Origin of the sequence: Enterococcus sp. DIV1537a, from assembly GCF_051712085.1 — a bacterium.
Classification (GTDB): Bacteria; Bacillota; Bacilli; order Lactobacillales; family Enterococcaceae; genus Enterococcus; species Enterococcus faecalis.
In genome coordinates this window covers 2593251-2616923 of record NZ_JBIOOE010000001.1, presented here as the reverse complement: position 1 = coordinate 2616923, position 23673 = coordinate 2593251, and the positions used below count along the sequence as shown (strand labels likewise).

Below are 23673 nucleotides of genomic sequence, written 5' to 3'. Positions count from 1 at the left end.
ACGATAAAATAGTTAGAAGAAAGCGACTTTTGATGAATATCTTGTATGAAATACAGAAAATCTCTTGATTTATTTGGCTAGGACTACTATTATTTTAGAAGGAAAGTATTGTTCAGTTTTAACGAATTGGCTGAAATAGAAAGTGGAGGTTCTAATGTCGAAACATTATTTTGATCCAAGATTGAAAATCTTTTCTTTGAACTCTAATCGTCCCTTAGCAGAAAAAATTGCGGATGCTGTGGGTGTGGAGCTAGGAAAGTGCTCTGTAACACAATTTAGTGATGGCGAAATTCAAGTGAATATTGAAGAAAGTATTCGTGGTGCACATGTTTACGTCATTCAATCAACAAGTAGCCCTGTTAACGATAACTTAATGGAACTATTAATCATGATTGATGCGTTAAAACGTGCAAGTGCTAAAACAATTAACGTGGTTATGCCTTATTATGGGTATGCACGTCAAGACCGTAAAGCACGTGCCCGGGAACCAATCACTGCTAAACTTGTTGCAAACATGATTGAAAAAGCTGGTGCAACAAGAATGTTGACATTGGACTTACATGCGGTCCAAATTCAAGGATTCTTTGATATTCCAGTGGATCATTTGATGGGTGCACCATTAATTGCCGATTACTTCATCGAACACGGCATTCAAGGCGATGACGTCGTTGTCGTTTCCCCTGACCATGGTGGTGTAACGCGTGCGCGTAAATTGGCAGAATTCTTAAAAGCACCAATTGCGATCATTGACAAACGTCGTCCAAAAGCGAACGTAGCAGAAGTAATGAATATCATTGGTCATGTGGAAGGCAAAACATGTGTCTTAATTGATGACATGATTGACACAGCGGGGACAATTTCTCTTGCTGCAAACGCATTGAAAGAAGCCGGAGCAAAAGACGTTTACGCTTCTTGTACACATCCCGTTTTATCAGGACCAGCCTTACAACGTATTGAAGATTCAGCAATTGAACGCTTAGTTGTAACAGACTCTATTTACCTATCTGATGATCGTAAAATTGCAAAAATTGACGAAGTCAGCGTTGGTGAATTAATCGGAGATGCGATTAAACGTATCCACGAAAACAAACCAGTTAGTCCGTTATTTGAAACAAAAAATAAATAATTACAAAAACCCGCCCACATCATTTTTCTGATGTGGGCGGGTTTTTCTCTAAATCATTTTATCTAAAAATATATTGTAACCTGAATATTTATTAGGCATTCATGATATACGATAAGTGTAGAGTAGTTAAGGCGGAGGCAAGCGCAAAGGAACATGCGCTTTGCGACGAGCATCGCAACAAAGTGAGAAGCGTAGGAGCAGAGACTTTCCTCTTTCGGTGAGGTGATGCGTATGAGCGTACTTCCAAAATTTACAGAAAGGAGAGGCCTTTTGTCAGCATATGAAACAATTCAGACGATCCTAGGTTTTGGTATGTTTACCATTGCTTTGATTGCACTGATTGTTAAATTGCTTAAAAATGACAATAAAAAATAACCGTCAACTTTGACCGAGTACGGTTATTTTTAAATAATTCAAAAAGTCACCGTCTTAAACGGCTCTGCATCAGAGAGGTATGTTGACGCATATCTCTCTTTTCGTTTTCATTATAGCACATTTTCCCGAAAAGTACGAATAAATTTAGCGTTAATCCGTGAAATCCTAAAAGCTGTTAAAAATGACAATAAAAAATAACCGTCAACTTTGATCGAGTACGGTTATTTTTTGTAACAAAATCGGTCACCGTCTCAAACGGCTCTACAATAGAGAGGTATGTTGAAGTATCTCTCTTTTCATCTACATTCTAGCATAGATACAATGTAGATGAAAAGAGGTGCCTGCTGCTAAAGGTTCTTGTCATTCTTTAGCGATTGAGCAGTGTATCAACGCTTAGTTCAGTCATTTCAGAAACTTGCATGTCGGCTCCGATTAAGGGTTGGTTGGCCGACAAGCCGACGGCATAGATGCCCGCGGCTTTCAAGCCGTCAATGCCTGATTGTGCATCTTCAAAGCCAATGGCTTTTTGCGGTAGCACGCCAATACTGTCAGCGGCGGCTAAAAAGATTTCAGGATCAGGTTTGCCTTTACTTAACGAGTCGGGATCGACAATTGTGGCGAAGTACGCGCGCACGCCTAATTTTTCCAAAATCAGGGGCGCGTTTTTTGATGCCGAAGCCACGGCACAGGGAATGTGACGTGCTTGGGCTTGTTGTAGCAATGGCACGACACCAGGTAAAACATCTTCTGTTGTTAAATGTTCTAATAATTGAACGTAGTGGTCATTTTTTTGCTGAGCTAAGGCTTCTTTTTCTGCTGGAGTAAACGCATTTTCACGGTGGCCGTGGGCTAAAATGCGGTCCAAGGAATCCATCCGACTAATGCCTTTTAATGTTTCGTTGAAGGTTTCGTCAATGGGGATACCTAGCGAATCGGCCAACGCTTTCCAAGCTTGATAATGAAATTTGGCGGTGTCTGTAATGACACCATCCAAATCAAAAATAAATCCAATCGTCATTGTGGTTCGCTCCTTTATTGATAATGTACTTCTTTTGGTCGTTCGGCGGTTAACGGAATCAACGCGCCCTGAACCAATAATTGTGTGTCTTTATCTGCTGTAATCGTGACACTGGTTTGTGTTAATGAAAATTGATATGTCACGCCTTGATGAATAAACTGGAAGGCCAGCGCTTGCCAATGTTCAGGTAAGTTTGGACAAATTGATAACTCGTTCTGGCGCGTGTCAACGCCTGCATACGTCGCTAAAGTAACGTGGATCGTCGCAGCCATGACCCCTGTATGAATCCCTTCAGCGGTCGTGCCACCTTGAATGTCACGATAATCGGAATACAACGCTTCTTGATAAAGTTGCCAAGATAGCTCATGGAATTGCGCCATTTCTGCCAATTGGGCATGAACAATTCGTGACAAAGTCGAACCATGAGACGTCCGTTTTAGATAATATAAAAGATTTTTTTCCAAATAATCCGCAGGCAATTGATACCCTAAATCTTCTAAAATTTGATCCACCCGAGTTTTGTCTAAGTTGTAGAACAACATTAATGTGTCGGCTTGTTTCGCCACTTTGTAATCATCGGGAGATTCTCCTTCGGCTTTTAAAATTCGATCCATGCGGTAAATATTGCCGTATTTCTCTTTCATCGCCGCCCAGTCAATTTCTTTTAAGCCGAAATACCCTTCATATTGCGCAATAATACCGTCAGAATTAACTTCAATTTCCAGTGAATTTTGAATTTGTTGCATGCGGGCTAGATCAGCAGAAGTAGTCTGCATTTTGGCAAAAAGTTGTGCCTGTTCTTCCTCAGAGAAAAGTGCCAAAATGTTGGTTAATTCTTCGAATAGCCAAACCACCATCAAATTCGTATAGGCGTTGTTTTTCAAGCCGCTTTCCGCTTGGTCTGGATAGCCCTCGTGAAACTCATCAGGTCCCATCACTTTATCAATAAAGAACCGTCCTGTTGCGTCATCTAACGTCGCAGCGCTGTTCCAAAATTGAGCGATTTCTAACAACATTTCGCCGCCATATTGTTTCATAAATTCATGATCCTGTGTACTATGCCAATACAACCAAGTATTGTAAGCAATCGCTAAGGACACATGCCGTTGCAAAATACTATGATCCTCGCCCCAATGTCCATTCAACGGATTTAAGTGAAGTTTTTGCGTGGTTTCACGCCCATCACGCCCTGATTGCCACGGATACATTGCGCCACGATACTGGCTGGCCGCCGCATTCTCCTTCGCCTTCTCTAATCGATGGTAGCGGTACAGCAACAATTGTTTCGCTGTGTCAGGATAATGTTGAATATAAAAAGGTAAAATAAAAATTTCATCCCAGAAAATATGTCCACGATACGCTTCACCATGCAAGCCTCGGGCGGTAATCGAGACGTCCAATGCTTGGGCTTGGTTACTAAAAGGCGAAGCCGAAGCCAGCAAGTGATAACTGTGAATCCGTAAAAGTTTTTGAGACATCAAATCGCCTGTCACGGTAATGTTGGCTTGTTGCCAAAGGGTTTGCCAAGCGCGAGCGCTTTCCTGAGCGGCGGCCGCAAAAGAGTCCTTCGGCGTAAACGGTACCTGCCAACTTTGTTCGGCGTGGCTGGCTTGCACAAAGACTTGTTTTTCTAGCGTATAGCGCGTGCCTTGGTGCGCCATCACGGTCACCACTTGGGCGATTTTTTCCGCTTCTTCTTGAATCATAATGGCTTCTTTTTCAAAAAAATCGCCGGTTATCAAGGCCGTTTCTCGGACGCTTAAGTTGGATTGATTGGTACAAACCTCAATCACGGTTTTGTTTTCCTGCGCGCTTAATGCTGTCACCTGAAAATGTTTCGCTGTTAAGTTGCGATACCGCGCCACGTTATAGTTGTAGACACTGCCATCCGTGACGGTTTTCAAAGTAATCGGGGCCGAAAAGTTTAACGGCTCAAACGTATATTGCAGATGATAGTCATTCGGCTGTGCCATATTGGCGATTTTTTTCGTCGTTAATTTAATTTGCTGATTGTGGGCATCTTTCAAAATCATTTCTGCGACAAACAATCCCGTTTTCAAGTTCAATTGACGGTGTAATTGTTGTAGCGTGTCTGGAGAAATCGTTAACCAGTCAGTGGCATCGCCAATTTTTAAAGCGATGTGTTGGTTGTCAGGAGCATTGACGAAATCTTCATTTTCCACTACTTGACCCGCCACTTCCGAAGCCGCTGTATTATAAAGCCCCGCAATGTAGGTCGCTGGATAATGGTCATCAGAAATCGTCATCTCAGGTGTTGTGCCGCGCAAGCCTAAAAAGCCATTGCCGACAGTTAATAGGGACTCCACCCCATATTCATTTTTCCCAGGCACGTAGCCATAATAGTCCAAATGCCAAGCCAAATACTGCCGTTTTTCTTCAAATGCTTCCAGCAGATTCGGTGCCGCCGCTTGTTCAGCTGCTGTTAAAAGTGGCGTGTTCAACTGTTCCGCGAACGCTTGAATCACCGCTTGCGGAACTAGCGCCAACGTTTCCTCTGGCGAAAAGAAGTCCGCTGGGAACTCAGCCACAATCCCTCCCAGAATCGGCGCAGCCTCTGCCAAAATCAATTGGCACAGTTCAGGAACCGTTTCTTCGACAGTCAAAGCTTCAAAAGGGAACGTTTTTTGGTGAAGCGGTTCCAATTTATGGTTAAAAAAAGTCGTCGTTAGTTGGTTCGTTGCGAATGTTAATTCTAAAATGGTCATGTTTGGCGCCTCCTTACAAACTTGTATAGACATGTTGTGTTTGACTACAGTATAGTATGAACGAATCAGAATTACAAGGATTTTCCCTAGATTCTTGGGAAAACTTTTCCAGAAGGGGGCTGTAACAGACTGCGCTGGGTCCGAAAAAAGGCGGTCAAGCAGTGGTTTGGCTGGGGGAGTTTGTGGCGTAAGCAAGGCAGAAAGTGCAGGGGATTTTTCTGACCAGCTCTAGGTTTTTCGGTGGGAATATGCTATGCTTTTAGAAAAGAAATTGTTGGTAGAGGAGGATCGGCATGAACAAGTTTCATGACATATTTTTAGAATTAGAACAACAAATTGTCCAAGGCGACTATCAGCCAGGCGATTTATTACCTAGTGAAAATCAATTAGTGGAAACTTACAATGTTTCCCGTGAAACAATTCGGAAAGCCTTGAATTTACTGATTAACGCTGGCTACATTCAGAAAAAACAAGGCAAAGGCTCGATTGTGCTCAACTTTAAAAAGTTTAATTTTCCTATTTCAGGGGTGACCAGTTACAAGGAATTACAACAAACGCAACATATTGAAAGTCATACTCATGTGGTTTCCTTAGAAGAAATTCCTGTGGAGCGTAACTTGGCTCAGTTGACTGGTTGGAGGGAAGGGGCCCCTGTGTGGCGCTTAGTTCGGCAACGGGAGATTGAAGGGGAAGTCGATATTTTAGATATTGATTACTTGATTAAAGAAATTGTCCCGGAACTGCCGAAGCACCGTGCCGAAGATTCGATTTTCGATTATCTGGAAAACGACCTTGGCTTGGCGATTAGTTACGCCCAGAAAGAGATTACCGTGGAACCGCTCACAGAGATGGACAAGCAGCTGATTGGTGAAGTGGAAGGCAATCATGTCGTCGTGGTCCGCAGTATCATGAACTTGGAAGATACCCGCTGTTTTGGTTATACGGAATCCCGTCACCGCTTAAACAAATTTAAGTTTGTAGAATTTGCGCGTCGTCGTAAGTTGTAAGTTTTGGCGATTAGCAAACACCAAAATGGCTGTCATTAAATGAATTTTGCCGTTTTTTTCGCCGCAACTGCTGATAAATGTATAAGATTTTAGGAGAAAACGTCACAAAGTAGAGGTTCGCTTCTAAAATTTTGCCGTTTTCTCCTTATTTATTAAAGAATTTCCCCAAGAAATGAATTAAATAACAGACATGGATGCCAAAAAAATATTGTAAAAATGGCTTAAAATTCGGCTGAAGCGTTGATTTTAAGAGGGATTTCGGTTTTTGAACAGAGTGGTTAAATATTTAAAATCACAGAGAAATGAAATTCTTGTATAATAAGGCTATAGCTTCAGAAGCGCCGAAGAAACAACTAGCGGTTTCTGGCAATTCATACAGTAAAAGGAGACGTACATATGAAAAAGAAAGTTTTAGCAAGTTTATTGGTTGGTAGTGCTGTGGTGGGCGCTAGTTTAGCACCCTTGTCTGCACAGGCGGTAACGACAGGAAATACGCCAGTGACGGTGGGGTTTGAAGGGGGAAGTTTGCCGGATGGGAATGGAGATCCGAATACAGTAAGACCTGATCCAGATGCTACAAATAGCAATTTCGATTTACTATTTATTCCTAGAGAATTTGATTTTGGGAAATTATCGCTTTCGGATGATTTAACTAAACCAATTCCTAATAAAGCGGATGAAGGACGTAATGGGAAGATGGAATCTGTTGGTGTCGGCGATATACGAGGAACCAAAGAAGGCTGGCATGTGACTACTCAATCCACGGGTATGAAGCTTGGCGAGGAGAATTTGGAAGGCAGTATCACAACTGGTAAAAATGTTTTATATCCATTAATCTATGATGAGGAAACTAAAACGTATGTTTTTCAAAATCCTGTTCTTGCGGACCCAGTTACCAAACCTGAAATGGATGAAACACCATTTTCATTTTCAATTCCTTTAGGCGGAGATGCAGTGCTCCTTGCGAATGCCACAGCAGGAAGAGGGCAAGGATTATGGCAATTTTCAATGTTTGTTACCTCATTAAATATCACTACCCCCGCCTACAATATAAAAGCAGGGAACTACACAGGTAACGTCACCTGGAATCTCGTCGCAGGGCCATCAATCTAAGCATAAACAAAAAAGTCATCCCGATAGGATGTCTTTTTGCTTATTTCTCTGTGAAGGTGCTGTCTGTTTTGACTGCTTCAGCAGGTGGTGTTTGCGCTGCTAATAAGTCGCGAATTTCTTTTAAGTAATCTTCGCTAGTTGGTGCCACTCACCGCTTAAACAAATTTAAGTTTGTGGAATTCGCCTGCCGCCGCAAGTTGTAAGTCTTGGCGACTAGCAAATGCAAAAGTGGCTGTCATTAAATGAAATTTTACGTTTTTTTTTTTGCCGCAACCGCGAATAAATGTATAAGATTTTAGGAGAAAACGTCATAATGTTAGAGTGTAACCTCTACTTTGTGACGTTTTCTCGTTGTTTATTAAATACTTTCAACACAAAATGTATTAAATAACATCGATAACTATTGAAAAGTACTAAAAAAGCGGCTTGAAACTAAGGGTAAATGCTGCTTTTAAAGGAAATGTCGTTTTTTGATAAGGACTGTTAAATATTTAAAATCACAGGGAAGTCGGAATCTTGTATAATAAGGCTATAGCTTCAGAAGCGTCGAAGAAATGATCAGCGCGCTCTGGAAATTCATAATAGTTAAAGGAGACGTACATATGAAAAAGAAAGTTTTAGCAAGTTTATTGGTTGGTAGCGCCGTGGTAGGCGCAAGTTTAGCACCCTTGTCAGTACAGGCGGTAACAACAGGGAATACGCCAGTGACAGTGGGTTTTGAAGGGGGAACGTTACCAGATGGGGATGGTTTTGATAACACAAAGGATCCAGATCCTAATACATCAAACGGGAACTTTGATTTACTTTTTATCCCTGAAGCAATTTCATTTGATAAAACTTCTGTATCAGGTGATTTATCATCTATCAAGTCTAATTCGTATGTCAATTATGCAGTTGGTGACATTCGAGGGACGAAAGAAGGATGGCATGTAACCGCGACACTTCCTGAAATGAAAAATGGTGAGGATAAGTTATCTGGTATATATTCTTTTAAACAGACAGGATATGTATTATCTTATAATGAAGATACAAACAGGTTTGATGCTACAGATGGTTTAAATGATTTTACTAATAGTCCTGTTGCACCTGTACTTTCAGCTACAAGTATTACCATTGGAGAAGATGCTTCATTAATGGCTAACGCTTCTAGTGGAAAAGGACAAGGAATGTGGAATTCTTTTATGACTGGACATACATTAACCATCACGACCCCTTATCAACAAATCAAAGCCGGTAACTATACAGGGGAAATCACCTGGAATCTCGTGGCAGGACCATCTCTCTAAGACCAAACAAAAAAGTCATCCCCTCAGGATGACTTTTTGCTTATTTCTCTGTGAAGGTGCTGTCTGTTTTGACAGTTTCAGCAGGCGGTGTTTGCGCCGCTAATAAGTCGCGAATTTCTTTTAAGTAATCTTCGCTCGTTGGTACCACTTCTTCTTCTTCTGCCGCTTCTTCTTTTTTGCCACGGTTTTTCATTTTGTTGGCCGCTTTGACAATCAAGAAGAGGACGAAGGCCGTAATTAAAAATGTAATAAGTGCACTAATCACGCTACCAATATTGAATTCAACGCCTTCGACTTTATAAACAAGGGCACCCAATGCATCGTCGGCACTCTTTTTCCCAGTCGTCAAGACAAAAATCAGACTAATTAACGGGGTAATCAAGCCTTCTACTACTTGTGTCACAATCGCTGTAAACGCACTACCAATGACAACACCAACGGCTAGGTCTAAGACACTTCCGCGCATGATAAACTCTTTAAATTCTTTAATCATTCCTGTTTTCCTCCTCACTTTAAAAACAGTATACCGAATCTTCTTGAAAATTTGAACTGAAAAACTCTTATCATTCAGAAAGCACCTGAAGCTGTGTTATAATGGAGCTATTGGAAAAAACATTAAAAAATGCTTTAGAATTTACGCGATACATATATTTCACAGCATTCTTTAGGTAAGATGAAGCAAATGAAGGAGCGATGCGGCAATGTCTGTTCAATTAGTTAAAGGCGTGAATTTACACGTCATTCCTACAGAAAAATATAAAACGGTGCGTCTTTTAGTCCGCTTTAATACACGATTAAATCATGAAACCATTACAAAAAGAACGCTGTTGTCCAGTTTAATGGAAACCAACAGCTTGAATTACCCGAATCAAGTCAAGTTAAGTGAGCGTTTGGCGGAACTTTACGGCGCCAGCTTTGGGATTGGCGTTTCCAAAAAAGGCAATCAACATTGGTTTAATATTTCTATGAACATTGTCAATGATCATTATTTACAGGATAGTCAGGTGCTTGCCGAAGCGGTGGACTTTTTGAAGGAAATTATTTTTGCCCCCAATATTCAAGCGGGCCAATTCGAGGCAGAAACCTTCCAACGGGAGAAAGAGAACTTGAAAGCGTACTTGGAAAGTATTGTGGAGGATAAGCAAACCTATGCTTCTTTGGCGCTTCAAAGTGTCTATTTTAATCAATCGGAGGATCAAAAAATCCCTAGTTTCGGAACCGTTGCGGCGTTAGCTGAGGAAACAGCGGCATCATTAGCAGCGTATTATCAGAAAATGCTGGCGGAAGATCAAGTGGATATTTTTGTTTTAGGTGATGTTAATGAGGCGGAGCTAGTGCCGTTATTCAAGCAATTACCGTTTACGCCTCGTGAAGAAGGCAAAGCCGCGATTTTCTACAATCAACCGATTCGCAACGTGATTGAAGAGCGGACCGAGCGTGAGGTGCTAGCCCAATCGAAATTAAACTTGGCTTACAACACGGATATTTATTATGGCGATAGCTATTATTTTGCGTTGCAAGTGTTTAATGGGATTTTTGGCGGTTTCCCGCATTCCAAATTATTTATGAATGTCCGTGAGAAAGAGCATTTAGCGTATTATGCTTCTAGTAGTATCGACACCTTCCGTGGCTTCATGACGGTTCAAACAGGGATCGATGGCAAAAATCGGAATCAGGTCTTGCGTTTGATTTCGACAGAATTGGAAAATATTCGCTTAGGTAAGATTAGCGAATTAGAAATTGAACAAACGAAAGCAATGCTAAAAAATCAGTATATCTTAGCGTTAGATAATGCAGGCGCGTGGCTGGAAAAAGAATACTTGAACGAATTAATGCCGCAGACGATGCTGACGGCGGAGGAATGGATTGAGCGGATCAATGCCGTGACTATTCCAGAAATCCAAGAAGTAGCCAAACGCTTGGAACTTCAAGCGATCTTCTTTTTGGAAGGAGAAACGGAAAATGATTAAAAAAGACTATGCACAAATTAAAGAAACATTGTATACAGAAACACTGGCGAATGGGTTAAAAGTTTACCTATTGCCGAAAAATGATTTCCAAAAAACATATGGCTTGTTTACGACCGATTATGGTTCCATCGACAATACGTTCGTGCCAATTGGTCAAGAGGAAATGATTGAAGTACCTGACGGAATCGCCCACTTTTTAGAACATAAAATGTTTGAAAAAGAAGATGGCGATGTCTTCCAAAAATTTGGACAACAAGGGGCTTCAGCGAATGCCTTTACCAGTTTTACGAAGACGAGTTATTTGTTTTCAACGACGGATCAAGTGACACAAAATCTAGAAACGTTGCTTGATTTTGTGCAATCGCCGTATTTCACGAAGGAAACGGTCGAAAAAGAAAAAGGCATCATCGGACAAGAAATTCAAATGTATTTAGATGATCCTAACTGGCGCTTGTTCTTTGGGATTTTAGGCAACCTTTATCCGAAACATCCATTGCATATTGATATTGCCGGCACAGTGGCAAGTATTGCGGAGATTACCGCAGAGGATTTGTATACATGTTACAATACGTTTTATCATCCAAGTAATATGACCTTATTCGTGGTAGGGAAAATGGACCCTGAAGCGTTAATGGCCTTCATTCGTGAAAACCAAGCGGCGAAAGAGTTTCCTGCCGCCCAACCTATTCGTCGGCATTTCCCTGAAGAAACAGCTGCTGACATTGTCAAAGAGAGCGCCATTGAAATGGCAGTCACACGGGCAAAAGTGCTTGTTGGCTTGAAAGGCTTAGATGAAGTGCCAACAACGGGTCGTGACTTAATGAAATATCAAGTCACCGTGAATTTGTTGTTACAATTATTGTTTGGTAATACCTCTCAAAACTATTTAGCTCTTTATGATGAAGGCTTGTTAGATGATAGTTTTAGTTATGACTTTAATTTAGATCGCAGTTTCCATTTTGCGGATATTGGCGGCGATAGTGAGCAACCAGAAGTCTTAGCAGAACGAATTGAAGCTATTTTATTATCTGCCACAACAAGTCCAGAATTAACGGAAGAAAATTTGTCCTTATTGAAGAAAAAAATGATTGGTAAATATTTCCAATCCTTAAACTCTTTAGAGTATATCGCTAACCAATTTTCACAATCATTGTTTGGGGAAACCACGCTGTTTGATAAGATTGAAGTCATTGAAAGCATTCAATTAGCCGACGTCCGCCAAGTAGCAGAGACCTTGATTCGTGAAGAAGGATTGAGCCGTTTCTACATGTATCCTAAAGGAGAAACCGAGCAATAAACCAACTGTTTAAGAAAAAGAAAAATCTTTGAAATCTTTCAATTTTGTTATCCTCAGTTGGCTTCTTTTGTGGTATTCTTAAAGGACGGGAATGTTTTCCTTGGCAATTGAAAAAGACTGATGAGACAATCGATAAATTAACAAAATAGACTGGAGAAGATGGACGAGTGGCCAGCGTAAATATTGGAGAAACACTAAAAGAAGCAAGATTGCAGAAGAACATCTCAATTGATGAACTGCAACAAATGACAAAAATTCAAAAAAGATATTTAGAAATTATTGAACAAAACGATTTTGAGTCCTTACCAGGCACCTTTTATGTGCGGGCGTTTATCCGCCAATATGCAAGTGCGGTCGGCTTAGATGGCAATCAATTGGTAGATATCTATGATGGCAAAGAACCAGCAATTGTCGAAGAACCCAAGCCAGTGTATGAAGAGCTTGAAGGATCACGTAAGCAATTGCATGACGAAGAAAAGCAATCCAGTTGGTTACTGCGGAACTTACCAGCCATTGCCTTTTCGTTAATTGGTTTAGCCATTGCGGTCGTGGTGCTGTATATTATGTGGCAAGATCAAAAAGCCGAACCGATTATTCAAACACCGGCAACTAGTGCCAGTGTGGAAAAACCCAAAGAATCAAGTCAAGCCCCAGAAAGTAGCACACAAAGTAGTACACCGCCGTTTTCTTCAAGCGAACCAGAGAAGAAAACAGCTGTGGCTGTGGTGAGCGATGCCAACAATCAAGTGACTGCAACGGTTAAAGATGCGAATAGTCCAATCAACATTACCTTTAAAGGGACTGAAGGCTCTTGCTGGATTGGCGTGATGGTCGATGGCAACTACACCTACCAACACACCCTGCAAGCAGGAGAGACCCAAACAACAGCTTTACCTGCGAATGCCGCCAATGCGACACTGATTCTAGGCGCCTCAAATAACGTCGCCATTCAAGTCGATGGCGCCGATTTAACACTGGAAAAAACGCCAGTTTTAATTCGTAAGGATGTTACATTAGGGATTACGTATCGTTAGAAATGGTGTAAGAAGAATCTGGATAAACTGTCAAACGGCAATTATTCCAGATTCTTTTCTTTTATAATTAACAGCGCTCTTTTTACAAACGTTTCTATGATAAAGTATAATTAACAGCGAATAGTTAAAAAAGACGACAATAATAATTCAAGAGAGAAGGGGTTATCAATGCTTAAAATAGTTAATAAAAAATTTAATCTTATCACCATATTTTCAATCGCTCTGTTGGTCATGGGCTTCTTGATTGTTGGCTTACAACTGTATTTCTACTTTATCTATGGTTCTAAATTTTTAGACAGTATCACATTGATTGGAATGATTAATTTAGGTTTAGGCTATTACCAGCTCTTTCTAAAAAAAGGCAAGAATATTTCTGAATAAACTGTCAAACGGCAATTATTCCAGATTCTTTTCTTTTTTTCGTGACACTGCCAGCAAGATAACGTAAAATAGAACAGGAGAAGGAAGGGGCAATTGAAGTGAATTTACCAAATAAATTAACAGTTTTAAGAATATTTATGATTCCGATTTTTATTATTATTGTGTCGGTGCCGATGGACTGGGGAACGATTAGTTTTGGCGACACAACGTTAGCCGTTACCCAATTAGTGGGCGCGATTATTTTTGCAGTTGCTAGTTTTACAGACTGGTTGGATGGCAAAATTGCCCGTGCGCAAGGCTTGGTGACGAACTTCGGAAAATTTGCGGACCCATTAGCGGACAAAATGCTAGTGATGACCGCTTTTATCGTCTTAGTTGGTCAAGGCAAAGTACCCGCTTGGATTGTAGCAATTATTGTTTGTCGTGAATTGGCAGTAACTGGTTTACGGTTGTTATTAGTCGAACATGGCGAAGTAATGGCCGCAGCTTGGCCGGGAAAAGTAAAAACAGCTACCCAAATGGTTGCAATTATTTTACTATTCATTAACAACATTCCATTTTCAGCACTCCATCTACCACTAGATCAAATCATGCTATATGCCTGCTTGATTTTCACCATTTACTCTGGTGTTGATTATTTTGCTAAGAATAAAGATGTTTTTAAAGGTTCGATGTAAAGAGAGAATCAAAACGCTTGGCTTGTGCCAAGCGTTTTTTTAGTATTCATGATTGAATCGGCAAATAGATTTTTAAGTAGAGGAACAGATGAATCGATAAAACAAATCGGCAATTTCTTTATGCTATTTTTCATTTTGGTTATATCTACATACAAATAATTAGTTTGTTGTTGACAAAGTAAACTAAATAGATTACTATTTAGTTCGTTAGCTTATATATAAACTAAATAATTTTTTTGGAGGAAATTATGAAAAAAACAGATATTTTAAATAAACTATTAAAAATTGCTCAACAACCTTACTTAATCTTTGCTTCTAGCATAGAGGAAAAACCAGATAACACTTTTGAAACGTTAAAATTGCTTGCTTCTGAAGAAAATGTAACAGCTGGAAGAATCGCTGAATATTTAGATATAAAACCTTCTAGTGTGACACAAATCATAAAAAAATTAGAGTCTGTTAAAGCAGTTAAACGAGTCAAAAATGAATCAGATGCTCGGGTCACATTTGTTGTATTGACTGATAAGGGACGAGAAAGTTTAAGTACTCAAGGAAATATTTCTAATGGATTTAATGAAGAAATGTTTAAGGGCTTTTCAGAGGAGGAACTAGAGTCTTTAAATAATTATTTAGAACGTATAGAAAAGAATATTTCTAGTGAAGAATTTTTAGATAAAATTGAAACAATTTTTGGCGACGATAAAAATTGGGAACATTTCAGAAAAATATCAGCTAGATATGGTAGAGCTAGAGAACAGATGATGGGACATGATGGCTTTGGTAGATTTGGTGAATTCAACGGTGAATACGGTGGCTTTGAAGGATGGAAGAGAGGTCGGAGAAGATAATGGCAGTAGGTGGAGGCGGCAAAAATAGTCATGATTCTATCCGAGCAGATAAAACAAAATTTTCGTTTAAAGAATTTTTAGGCTTAATCAAGATGACAGAGCCTAACTATTTACTGCTTGGCATTGGGATGATATTTCTTGTGATTTCTTCTAGTATCCAAGTGTACGTTCCAAAACTTGCTTCAAGTTTAGTCAATAATTTTCAAAAGGGAGTAGATTATAGTTTATTAGGTAAAGTTGTTGGATTATTTATATTTTCAGCACTCGTTTCTGCATTAGGAGGGACAATTTTAGGTATTTTTGGTGAAAATGTCATCCAAAATATGCGTAAACGCTTATGGAATAAATTAACTATTCTAAAAGTTTCTTATTTTGACTCTGTTAAAGCGGGTGAAATATCCAGCCGGGTCGTAAATGATACTAATCAAGTTAAGCAATTGTTAGCCGTTACTTTTCCTCAAACAGTTGCCAGTGTGATTACAGTTATTGGTACGGTATATATGATGATTAAAATGGATTGGCATATGTCGCTTGCTATGGTAATTGCTGTTCCTGTTGTAATCCTTTGTATGATTCCAGTAATGGCATTTGGTTCAAAAGTTAGTCACATTCGCCAAGATGCTATGAGTCAATTTAATGGACTTGCTACTGAAACGTTGAGTGAAATTCGTTTAGTCAAAACTTCTAATGCTGAATCTCAGGCGCAGGTTCGTGCTGCAAATGAAGTGGATCGGTTATTTAATGTAGGGAAAAAAGAAGCAATATTTGATGCATCTATGCAACCAATTATGATGATGGTCTTTATGAGCATGGTATTTGGGCTATTAGCATATGGGATGCATCGAATTGCCATTGGTGTGATGACAATCGGAACATTGATGAGTTTCTTAATGTATCTATTTAATCTTATTGGTGCCATGCCAATCATTGCGACGTTATTTTCTGAAGTAGCTAAAGCAGCAGGATCAACGCGACGAGTGCAAGAATTGTTATCTAGAGAACCTGAAGACTTTGAAAGTGGACAAGATATTGATTTATCGGAAAAGACTTTATCAGTTAAAAATGTAAAATTTTCTTATGAAGATGCACCAGAGGAACCTATCTTAACAGACATTTCTTTTACTGCTCAGCCAAACCAAGTAATTGCTTTTGCTGGCCCATCAGGTGGCGGAAAATCGACGATTTTTAGTTTAATTGAAAGGTTTTATGAACCTACAGAAGGACAAATTAAATTTGGAGATATTGACATAAAAGATATCAAATTATCAGATTATCGTCGTCAAATCGGCTTTGTATCACAGGATTCTGCGATTATGGCAGGGACAATCAGAGATAATCTAACGTATGGGTTAGCAGAAAACTTCTCAGATGAACAACTATGGGATGTCTTGGAACTAGCATATGCGCGAAAATTTGTAGAAGAAATGCCAGATAAATTGAATACGGAAGTCGGTGAACGTGGCGTTAAAATTTCTGGAGGACAAAGACAGCGTATTGCAATTGCTCGTGCATTCTTGCGGAATCCCAAGATTCTAATGTTAGATGAAGCTACTGCTAGCCTAGATTCAGAATCTGAGATGAAGGTTCAAGAGGCATTGTCCAATTTAATGAAGGGCCGAACGACATTGGTTATTGCCCATAGATTGTCGACAATTGTTGATGCGGATAGCATTTACTTTGTTGAAAAAGGGAAAGTAACTGGTTCAGGAAAACATGATGAGCTAGTAAGTAAACATAAAACTTACGCTAAATATGTGTCCGAACAATTTAAAGTAACGGAATGAACGAAATAAGCAAATTTAAAATAAAGCTAAGACAACACATGCATTTAACTAATTGTCTTAAGATTTAGAAAGAACTTGGACATAACCCCCAAGTTCTTTTTTCTAACTTATTTTTACCCCCAAGATAAAAAGCGTGAGACAAAAATCACTTTGGATTTTTGCTCTACGCTCAAAAACTAATAAACGGCGGGAACAGAAGCAACTCCTTCGGAAATAAGCCGAAATTCTCCAAAAATTAAAGAACAATTTTCGGAAATTCCTTCTTATTTCTCGGAGTTAAACACTTCTGTCCCGACCTCTTTAAATACCTCCATGATAGTTCACTTACTTCATAAAATGTAGAGTCACGGTATAAAGCCAATTTGCGAGGACCGATATTACAAAAATAAGCACCATTCAGATCTTTACGACAAGTAATGCGGATCGGTCTTAGTCGTGCTAATGTTGTCGCGGATTTTTTTCAAGGAATCGGCATTTTGATCAAAATTGTGATACATCGTATTTGTATATAAAATATCCATTACCGTTAAGTAACTAATCCGTGAAGCCAAGGATTCCGCACGAAACAAGCCTTCTTCGGTGACGACAATAATTGCTTCGTCGGACAAGCCTGCCAACTCTGAACCGCTGTTACCAGTTAACGTAATCATTTTTGCGTTGGTTTTTTTAACTTGTCGTGCTAGGTTGATTGATTCTTTGGTTTTGCCTGAATGGGAAAAAATAAACACGCAATCTTCACTGGTTAATTTTGTGACAAAGCTTAACTGCATGTGGTAATCAAAAATGTAGTTACACCGATAGTTGGTCCGAATGAATTTATGGAAACTATCAAAAGCCACAATCGAGGAGCCGCCTTGCCCAAAAAAATGAAGCGTTTTGGCAGAGTACATCAAAGCCAACACGTTATCTAACAGCTCCTTTGTTAAGAACTGTGTAGCGTTACTGAGGGAATAAATATTGGCTTGTAAGACTTTTTTAGCAATCGTAATACTATCATCATCTGGTGAAATATCATCGGCGCCATTCACGCTATTGACGTTTTGAAAAGTCGGCTGATAATTAGAATTTCTGGCAATATCAATTTTAAATTCTTGGAACCCAGAATAGCCAATCTTTTTTACAAATTGATACACGGAAGATTGGGAGACGCCAATTTCGTTGGCCAAACTTTCTAACGTCATTTGTGTCAATAATGATTCAGAATGAACAAAGTAATCGGAAATTTTCTTTTCTGTGAGGCTCAAATTCGGTTTTTTGATCCGAATCCGTTGATCCAAATAGTGGTTTTTCATTAACACGTTCCTCCAATCTTATTTTTTTAAAAATAGAATGAATGCCTTTTCATTGTTGGTATAGACTGATTATAGTGGAAAAAGAGGACAAATACAATTTCTCTTTTTCTCCACAAAAAAGAAATTCTTTAAAAAAAGCCAAAAAAAATAAATAATCTTTTTTCTGAAAAATGAAGGGGTCTTGAAAAGACTTCTCTCAACTAAAGAAAGTAGCCAGTAAAAAGAACGTGATACCAAGAGATTTACTTGTGTTTTTTGTATGAAAGCTCCTTAAAAATAAAAACGTTTTACCTTTTGAGCAGGCAAGATTTTTGCTAAAAAATAAAAAATATTTTTTAATTAGTGTAATCGTTTACATTATTTTTTTTATCCTTTATGATTGAAGTATCAAAAGAGGCAGGTGAAAGAAAAATGGACATTGGCTTTATTGGACTTGGGAAAATGGGTTTGAACATGGCGTTAAATGTTCACGAACAAGGCTGGCCCGTTATTGGCTTTGATGTAACAAAGGAAGCAAGAGCGACTGCTAGAGAACAGGGTCTTTCCGTTGTAGATTCGTTGTCAGAATTATTGAAAGCGCTTAATAAAAGGAAGGTGATTTTTTTAAGTACCCCCGCTGGTCAGATTACCAATCAATTAGTGGCAGAATTGGTAGAGCAATTAGCACCAGAGGATATCATTGTGGATAGTGGCAATTCAAATTTTCATGATAGTGTCGCGAATGCTCAACTTGCCAAGGAAAAAGGAATTTATTTTATTGATTGTGGTACTTCTGGTGGCATCAAAGGAGCGCGGGAAGGAGCGTGCTTAATGGTTGGCGGTGCGCCTGAAGCTGTCAAAGTGTTAACCCCATTTTTTGAAGATTTAGCTTGTGAACAAGGGTATCTTTATGCTGGGAAATCAGGAGCTGGTCACTATTTGAAAATGGTGCATAACGGGATTGAGTACGTCATGATGCAAGCCATGGGCGAAGGATTCAATTTATTAGAAGCTGCCGAATATGATTTTGCGTTGGAGAAAGTAGCCGATGTGTGGAATCACGGCTCGATTATTGAAGCTCGCTTGATGGGCTTAGCGAAAGAGGTTTTTGCGGAAAATCCTACGTTAGCCAATCTAGAAGGGAAAGTGGCAGCAAATGGCGAAGCCAAATGGATGATTGAAGAAGCATTGCGTTTGGAGATGCCCGTCCCAACTACGGCGTTGTCCTTATTTACTCGAAATGAAAGTATGCTAGCAAATCATTTTTCAAACAAAGTGGTCGCTTCTTTGCGACAAGGATTTGGCGGGCATGAAGTCGTAAAAAGTCAGTAAAGGAGTTTAGTCATGTTAAAAAAACAAAAAATTGCCATAGTGAATTCCAGTAGTTTTGGTCAAATTTTTCCTGAACACTTGACGCGCTTAGAAAAAATAGGCACCGTGAAGCATTTTACAGTCGACAGTGAAATTGGTGGCAAAGAGTTAGCGGAACGTTTACAAGGATATACGATTATTATTGCTAGCGTGACGCCATTTTTCACGAAAGAATTTTTTGAACATAAAGATGAATTGTTGCTGATTTCTCGCCATGGTATTGGGTATAACAACATCGATTTAGACGCTGCAAAACAGCACGACACAATTGTTTCCATCATCCCAGCTTTAGTAGAACGAGATGCCGTGGCGGAAAACAATGTCACAAATTTACTAGCTGTTTTACGGCAAACCGTGGCTGCAGATGCCAGCGTTAAAGCAGATCAATGGGAAAAACGAGCGAATTTTGTCGGTCGGACGTTATTTAACAAAACTGTGGGTGTCATTGGTGTTGGGAACACAGGAAGTTGTGTCGTGGAGACGTTACGAAACGGATTTCGCTGTGACGTGTTAGCGTATGATCCCTATAAATCCGCCACTTATCTGCAAAGTTATGGAGCCAAAAAAGTAGACTTAGATACGTTGCTAGCTTCAGCAGACATCATTTGTTTATGTGCCAATTTAACTGAAGAAAGTTATCACATGATTGGCTCGGCGGAAATTGCCAAGATGAAAGACGGCGTCTATCTTTCCAATAGCGCACGAGGCGCCTTGATTGATGAAGAAGCCATGATCGCCGGTTTACAATCGGGCAAAATTGCTGGGCTTGGGACAGATGTTTTAGAAGAGGAACCAGGTCGGAAAAATCATCCTTATCTTGCGTTTGAAAATGTAGTAATGACGCCGCATACCTCCGCTTATACCATGGAATGCCTGCAAGCGATGGGAGAAAAATGCGTGCAAGATGTGGAAGACGTGGTGCAAGGTATTTTACCTCAACGGGCAGTGCAAGAAGTCAGTCGTTACGTTAGTTAAGAAGGAGGAGGAGCATGTTAACTGATTTAAAAGTGAAAGTTGGACCGCAATTTTATCGTTACCACGAAGGCGCCTTAGCTTCGGTGCCGTCACTTTTCAAGGAATATCACGCCCAACGAATTTTGGTGGTGCATGGCACCGTATCCTTTGAAAAAGCTCAGCCATTTTTGTCCTTCTTGGCAGATTCAGAGTATCAATTCTTCTATCACACTTACACAGGAGAATGCAGTTATTTTGGCGCCGAACAAATTTCACAGCAAATAAAGGAACACCAGATTGACTTTCTTCTGGGAGTCGGCGGCGGTAAGTTAGCCGATTTAGTGGGCTACAGCGCCCATTTAAACAATCTGAATTTTGGCTTGGTCCCCACTTTGGCTAGTAACTGTGCGCCGTGGACACCGTTAGCTGTGATGTATCAAGAAAATGGCGCGGCCGAAGGCAAAACGGAACATTTCTTTCGCCAAGCTGCGTTTTTAATCACCGATCCTAAGTTGCTTCTTGATGCACCCCGTGATTATTTTGTCGCTGGTTTAGCTGATACGTTAGCGAAATGGTATGAATCAGAGACTATTTTACGCCAAGCCCATTTGCAAGGGGAACCCTTTTTACAATTAGCGGGAGCGACCGCCAAGCTTTCGCAAGAAGCGATTATGCGGGACTCAAAAGCAGCCTTAGCAGCGATGGACGAGGGCAAACTCACGCCTGAATTTGTCCATCTTTCAGAAATTGTTTTCGCTGTTTCTGGATTAGTCGGCGGCTTCGGTGACAAATACGCCCGCAATGCAGCAGCACACGCCATGCATGATGCTATGAGTAAATTTTTACCCAAAAGTCATGACTATTTACATGGCGAAAAAGTAGCTTACGGCATCTTCTATCAATTAGCATTGGAAAAAAGGTGGGCCATCATAGACGCATTAATCCCCTTTTATCAAGAGCTAAACTTGCCCATGTCGTTACGACAAATGGGCCTTTACCCAGAAGAAGCAGTACTCGATGCAATGGTTCAATTTATTGATTCAAAAGAAAAGGTTCATTTAATTCCTATTGAGATTTCGGAAGAACGTTTACGTCAAGGGATTGAAGAGCTAGAAAAGTATATCCAAAACCAAGGATAAGAAGGAGGAACTATGGAAACGTTAAGTGTTTTACAAAGTTTGATAATGGCGCTTTGGGTGGCAGCAATTATGTCCAGATGGCTTGGAGGAGGAGCAACGTTAACGTTGCGTTTCTCGCCCTTAATGACAGGGTTAGTAGCAGGTTTAGTGATGGGCGATGTCCCGAAAGCGATGATTGTCACCGCAGCATTACAAATGATTTACATGGGTGTTTTTTCACCAGGTGGCTCTATGCCAGCAGAACCATCAATTGCGGCAGCGATTGCTGTGCCAGTTGCGTTGCTAGGGAATTTGAAGCCGGAAGCGGCTATCGCCGTAGCGGTTCCTGTCGGTCTTTTAGGAAGTTATTTATATCAATTCCGTTTCTTTATTAACACGTTTTTAGGGAAGTATACCGATCGTGCGGTGGCTGAATTAAATTCTAAAAAAATTGCCCGCTCAATTATCTGGTATCCAACGATTGCCTCATTTATTTTATTCGTTCCATTAGTCTTTTTTGCTCTTTATTTAGGGGCACCAGTCATTGCCGATATTATTAAAGCATTAGAAGGAACCGTTGTGATTCACGTGTTAGAAGTAGTCGGTGGTGGTTTAGCCGCAATTGGGATTGCGACAACGGTCTATGTCATTGGTCGAAAAGATTTCTTGGTTTTCTTTTTCCTTGCATACTTCATGAGTATCGTCTTTAAGTCATTGGAAATTACCATGGTAACGTATGCCATCTTTGGCGTAATTATTGCGTTAATTTTTGTGCAAGTCCAAAAAGGCAAACCTGTAGCAGAAAGTGCTGGTTCCGCCAGTGCCACCACTGATTTTGATGATGATGACGATTACGATGACGGGTTTTAAAAGAAAAAGGAGGAACTGAAATGACGGAAACAACAGAAAAAGTCGTGCCGAAAACAACGAATTTAGCACCAGAAGAAATTACCAATAAAGATGTTACAAAAGCCTATCTCCGTTGGCATTTTGCCAATGAAATTCCCCATTCCTTTGAACGTTACTTGGCGCCTTCGTTATTGTACGCAATGATGCCACTTTTAAAGAAATTATATAAAGACGATGAACAATTAAAAGCCGCTTATATGCGTCAACTGCTGTTTTTCAATACGCAATTAAGTTGGGGCGGCGGGGTCATTACTGGGTTGATGGCTTCTATGGAACAAGAGCGGGCCAAAGAAGAACATGAAGGCCGCGAAATCATGATGCAAGATGATTTAATGTATAACACCAAAGCTGGATTGATGGGCGCGTTAGCGGGGATTGGTGATGCGATTGACTCAGGTACGGTTCAATATATTTTTATTGCGATTGCGGTGCCGTGGGCGCAACAAGGTAGCGCATTAGGTGCGATTTTCCCATTTGTGGCGTTTGCCCTTTATCAAGTACTGTTAGGTGTGTTCTTTGCGAGACAATCCTTCAAAATGGGGCGGAATGCTACAGGCTTAATGCAAAGTGCGGGGATTCAAAAAGCCATTGAAATGTTATCTGTTTTAGGGTTGTTCATGATGGGAATTTTAGCTGGTAATTATGTCAAAGTTTCTTCAACTCTTCAATTTAAACTTTCTGGCCGTGAGTTTGTGGTCCAAGATATCCTTGATCAGATTGTCCCAGGACTCTTGCCGCTAGCTGTCGTAATGGGCGTGTATTGGTTCTATACGAAAAAAGGCTTGAAAGTTACACAAGCATTATTGTGGTTAACAGGTATCTTAATTGTCTTAGCAACAGTCGGTATTTTATAAAAAGAAAAGGACGTGAATCAGATGGGCGTAGTAAATTTAGCAAGAGTAGATGAACGATTAATTCATGGACAAGTGATGGTGACCTTGTCCCAAAAAAGTGGCGTTAATTCCATTTTCGTTGTCGATGAAGTGGTGGCAAAGGATAAATTTATGCGTGATTTATACAAAAGTGCAGGCAGTCGGACAGGACAAAAAACCATTGTCATTACGCCGGAAAAAGCTAAATTTTATTGGGATGAATACCAATTCAAAGAGTACAACTGTATTTTAATCGCTAAAACCGTCTCTGTAATTTATGACTTAGTAAAACACGGAGTCCCTATGAAGGAGTTAAACATCGGCGGTATTGCACAGAAGAATCCAGAAAAAGATTTATTAGTAACCAAATCAGTTTATTTAAACAAAGAAGATGCTGAAAAATTAAAAGAACTACATGAGGTGTATGGCGTAGAAGATATTTATTTCCAAGCAACGCCTTCTGCACCAAAAACTAGTTTAAAAGAGGTTTTAGGCAAATTTAATTTATAAAAAAGGCCAGTCGCTTGAGTCATTGC

Annotated in this window: 22 protein-coding genes and 1 pseudogene; 18 read left to right on the top strand and 5 right to left on the bottom strand. The window is 40.0% G+C overall.

The window, feature by feature from the left end:
- Positions 1 to 154 precede the first annotated feature (154 nt).
- Both IGJ41_RS12850 and pepG1 read left to right on the top strand, forming a co-directional pair.
- Positions 155 to 1126, top strand: a complete 972-nt coding sequence (locus IGJ41_RS12850; protein ID WP_002381060.1) for a ribose-phosphate diphosphokinase — start codon at positions 155 to 157, stop codon at positions 1124 to 1126.
- A 231-nt stretch (positions 1127 to 1357) separates the two neighbouring features.
- Positions 1358 to 1501, top strand: a complete 144-nt coding sequence (pepG1, locus tag IGJ41_RS12845) for a type I toxin-antitoxin system toxin PepG1 (RefSeq protein ID WP_002392696.1) — start codon at positions 1358 to 1360, stop codon at positions 1499 to 1501.
- Between the two features lie 367 nt (positions 1502 to 1868).
- On the opposite strand, the gene pgmB is transcribed toward pepG1, so the two are convergent.
- On the bottom strand, positions 1869 to 2519 hold the full coding sequence (gene pgmB, locus IGJ41_RS12840; protein WP_104855649.1) for a beta-phosphoglucomutase: 651 nt from the start codon (positions 2517 to 2519) through the stop codon (positions 1869 to 1871).
- A 14-nt stretch (positions 2520 to 2533) separates the two neighbouring features.
- Entirely contained in the window at positions 2534 to 5278 is a 2745-nt protein-coding gene (locus IGJ41_RS12835; protein WP_438714548.1) for a glycoside hydrolase family 65 protein, read from the bottom strand.
- A 260-nt stretch (positions 5279 to 5538) separates the two neighbouring features.
- Here IGJ41_RS12835 and treR point away from each other — a divergent pair, with 260 nt between their 5' ends.
- Together treR and IGJ41_RS12825 are read left to right on the top strand one after the other, a co-directional pair.
- Positions 5539 to 6252, top strand: a complete 714-nt coding sequence (gene treR / locus IGJ41_RS12830; RefSeq protein WP_002367455.1) for a trehalose operon repressor — start codon at positions 5539 to 5541, stop codon at positions 6250 to 6252.
- 396 nt (positions 6253 to 6648) lie between these two features.
- On the top strand, positions 6649 to 7365 hold the full coding sequence (locus IGJ41_RS12825; protein ID WP_002381065.1) for a WxL domain-containing protein: 717 nt from the start codon (positions 6649 to 6651) through the stop codon (positions 7363 to 7365).
- 40 nt (positions 7366 to 7405) lie between these two features.
- Here the strand turns inward: IGJ41_RS12825 and IGJ41_RS12820 are convergent.
- Positions 7406 to 7513: pseudogene (locus IGJ41_RS12820) on the bottom strand (large conductance mechanosensitive channel protein MscL); the annotation flags it as partial.
- Positions 7514 to 7967: 454 nt separating this feature from the next.
- Between IGJ41_RS12820 and IGJ41_RS12815 the strand changes: the two are divergent.
- Positions 7968 to 8651, top strand: a complete 684-nt coding sequence (locus IGJ41_RS12815; RefSeq protein WP_010783622.1) for a WxL domain-containing protein — start codon at positions 7968 to 7970, stop codon at positions 8649 to 8651.
- Positions 8652 to 8691: 40 nt separating this feature from the next.
- On the opposite strand, the gene mscL is transcribed toward IGJ41_RS12815, so the two are convergent.
- The gene (gene mscL / locus IGJ41_RS12810) at positions 8692 to 9144 is read right to left on the bottom strand and encodes a large conductance mechanosensitive channel protein MscL (RefSeq protein WP_002411261.1); all 453 of its coding nucleotides are present in this window, start codon (positions 9142 to 9144) and stop codon (positions 8692 to 8694) included.
- 208 nt (positions 9145 to 9352) lie between these two features.
- On the opposite strand from mscL, the gene yfmF reads away from it, so the two are divergent.
- The 7 genes from yfmF to IGJ41_RS12775 all read left to right on the top strand — a co-directional run bounded on the left by yfmF (position 9353) and on the right by IGJ41_RS12775 (position 16642).
- Positions 9353 to 10621, top strand: coding sequence for an EF-P 5-aminopentanol modification-associated protein YfmF (gene yfmF / locus IGJ41_RS12805; protein WP_002372779.1), 1269 nt, complete (start codon positions 9353 to 9355; stop codon positions 10619 to 10621).
- Positions 10614 to 11918, top strand: coding sequence for an EF-P 5-aminopentanol modification-associated protein YfmH (yfmH, locus tag IGJ41_RS12800; protein WP_002354885.1), 1305 nt, complete (start codon positions 10614 to 10616; stop codon positions 11916 to 11918). Before yfmF ends, yfmH begins: the two co-directional genes overlap by 8 nt.
- A 167-nt stretch (positions 11919 to 12085) precedes the next feature.
- Positions 12086 to 12952, top strand: coding sequence for a helix-turn-helix domain-containing protein (locus IGJ41_RS12795; protein ID WP_173963711.1), 867 nt, complete (start codon positions 12086 to 12088; stop codon positions 12950 to 12952).
- 168 nt (positions 12953 to 13120) lie between these two features.
- Positions 13121 to 13333 (top strand): hypothetical protein, encoded by a 213-nt coding sequence (locus IGJ41_RS12790; RefSeq protein WP_002359021.1) that lies wholly within the window; start codon positions 13121 to 13123, stop codon positions 13331 to 13333.
- Between the two features lie 98 nt (positions 13334 to 13431).
- The gene (gene pgsA, locus IGJ41_RS12785) at positions 13432 to 14010 is read left to right on the top strand and encodes a CDP-diacylglycerol--glycerol-3-phosphate 3-phosphatidyltransferase (RefSeq protein ID WP_002365382.1); all 579 of its coding nucleotides are present in this window, start codon (positions 13432 to 13434) and stop codon (positions 14008 to 14010) included.
- Positions 14011 to 14258: 248 nt separating this feature from the next.
- Positions 14259 to 14858 carry a MarR family winged helix-turn-helix transcriptional regulator gene (locus IGJ41_RS12780; RefSeq protein ID WP_002359022.1) on the top strand — a complete coding sequence of 200 codons (600 nt, stop codon included), beginning with the start codon at positions 14259 to 14261 and terminating at the stop codon, positions 14856 to 14858.
- Positions 14858 to 16642: an ABC transporter ATP-binding protein gene (locus IGJ41_RS12775; RefSeq protein ID WP_002370114.1), complete on the top strand. Its 1785-nt coding sequence runs from the start codon at positions 14858 to 14860 to the stop codon at positions 16640 to 16642. The genes IGJ41_RS12780 and IGJ41_RS12775 overlap by 1 nt, the downstream gene beginning before the upstream one ends.
- A 404-nt stretch (positions 16643 to 17046) precedes the next feature.
- Here IGJ41_RS12775 and IGJ41_RS12770 read toward each other — a convergent pair whose 3' ends face one another.
- Positions 17047 to 17934, bottom strand: a complete 888-nt coding sequence (locus tag IGJ41_RS12770; protein WP_002383224.1) for a MurR/RpiR family transcriptional regulator — start codon at positions 17932 to 17934, stop codon at positions 17047 to 17049.
- Positions 17935 to 18309: 375 nt separating this feature from the next.
- Between IGJ41_RS12770 and gnd the strand changes: the two genes are divergently transcribed.
- From gnd to IGJ41_RS12740, 6 genes are read left to right on the top strand one after another with little or no spacing between them, the layout of a single operon-like run.
- Positions 18310 to 19245, top strand: coding sequence for a phosphogluconate dehydrogenase (NAD(+)-dependent, decarboxylating) (gene gnd / locus IGJ41_RS12765; protein ID WP_002381070.1), 936 nt, complete (start codon positions 18310 to 18312; stop codon positions 19243 to 19245).
- Between the two features lie 12 nt (positions 19246 to 19257).
- Positions 19258 to 20259, top strand: coding sequence for a D-isomer specific 2-hydroxyacid dehydrogenase family protein (locus IGJ41_RS12760; RefSeq protein WP_002375530.1), 1002 nt, complete (start codon positions 19258 to 19260; stop codon positions 20257 to 20259).
- Between the two features lie 14 nt (positions 20260 to 20273).
- Positions 20274 to 21377, top strand: a complete 1104-nt coding sequence (locus IGJ41_RS12755; RefSeq protein ID WP_010827837.1) for an iron-containing alcohol dehydrogenase family protein — start codon at positions 20274 to 20276, stop codon at positions 21375 to 21377.
- A gap of 12 nt (positions 21378 to 21389) precedes the next feature.
- A complete protein-coding gene (locus IGJ41_RS12750) occupies positions 21390 to 22226 on the top strand; it encodes a PTS mannose/fructose/sorbose/N-acetylgalactosamine transporter subunit IIC (protein WP_002354902.1) in 837 nt (278 codons plus the stop codon).
- Positions 22227 to 22246: 20 nt separating this feature from the next.
- Positions 22247 to 23119 (top strand): PTS system mannose/fructose/sorbose family transporter subunit IID, encoded by an 873-nt coding sequence (locus IGJ41_RS12745; protein WP_002354903.1) that lies wholly within the window; start codon positions 22247 to 22249, stop codon positions 23117 to 23119.
- A gap of 21 nt (positions 23120 to 23140) precedes the next feature.
- Positions 23141 to 23647 carry a PTS system mannose/fructose/N-acetylgalactosamine-transporter subunit IIB gene (locus IGJ41_RS12740; RefSeq protein WP_002354904.1) on the top strand — a complete coding sequence of 169 codons (507 nt, stop codon included), beginning with the start codon at positions 23141 to 23143 and terminating at the stop codon, positions 23645 to 23647.
- The last annotated feature ends 26 nt before the right edge of the window (positions 23648 to 23673 follow it).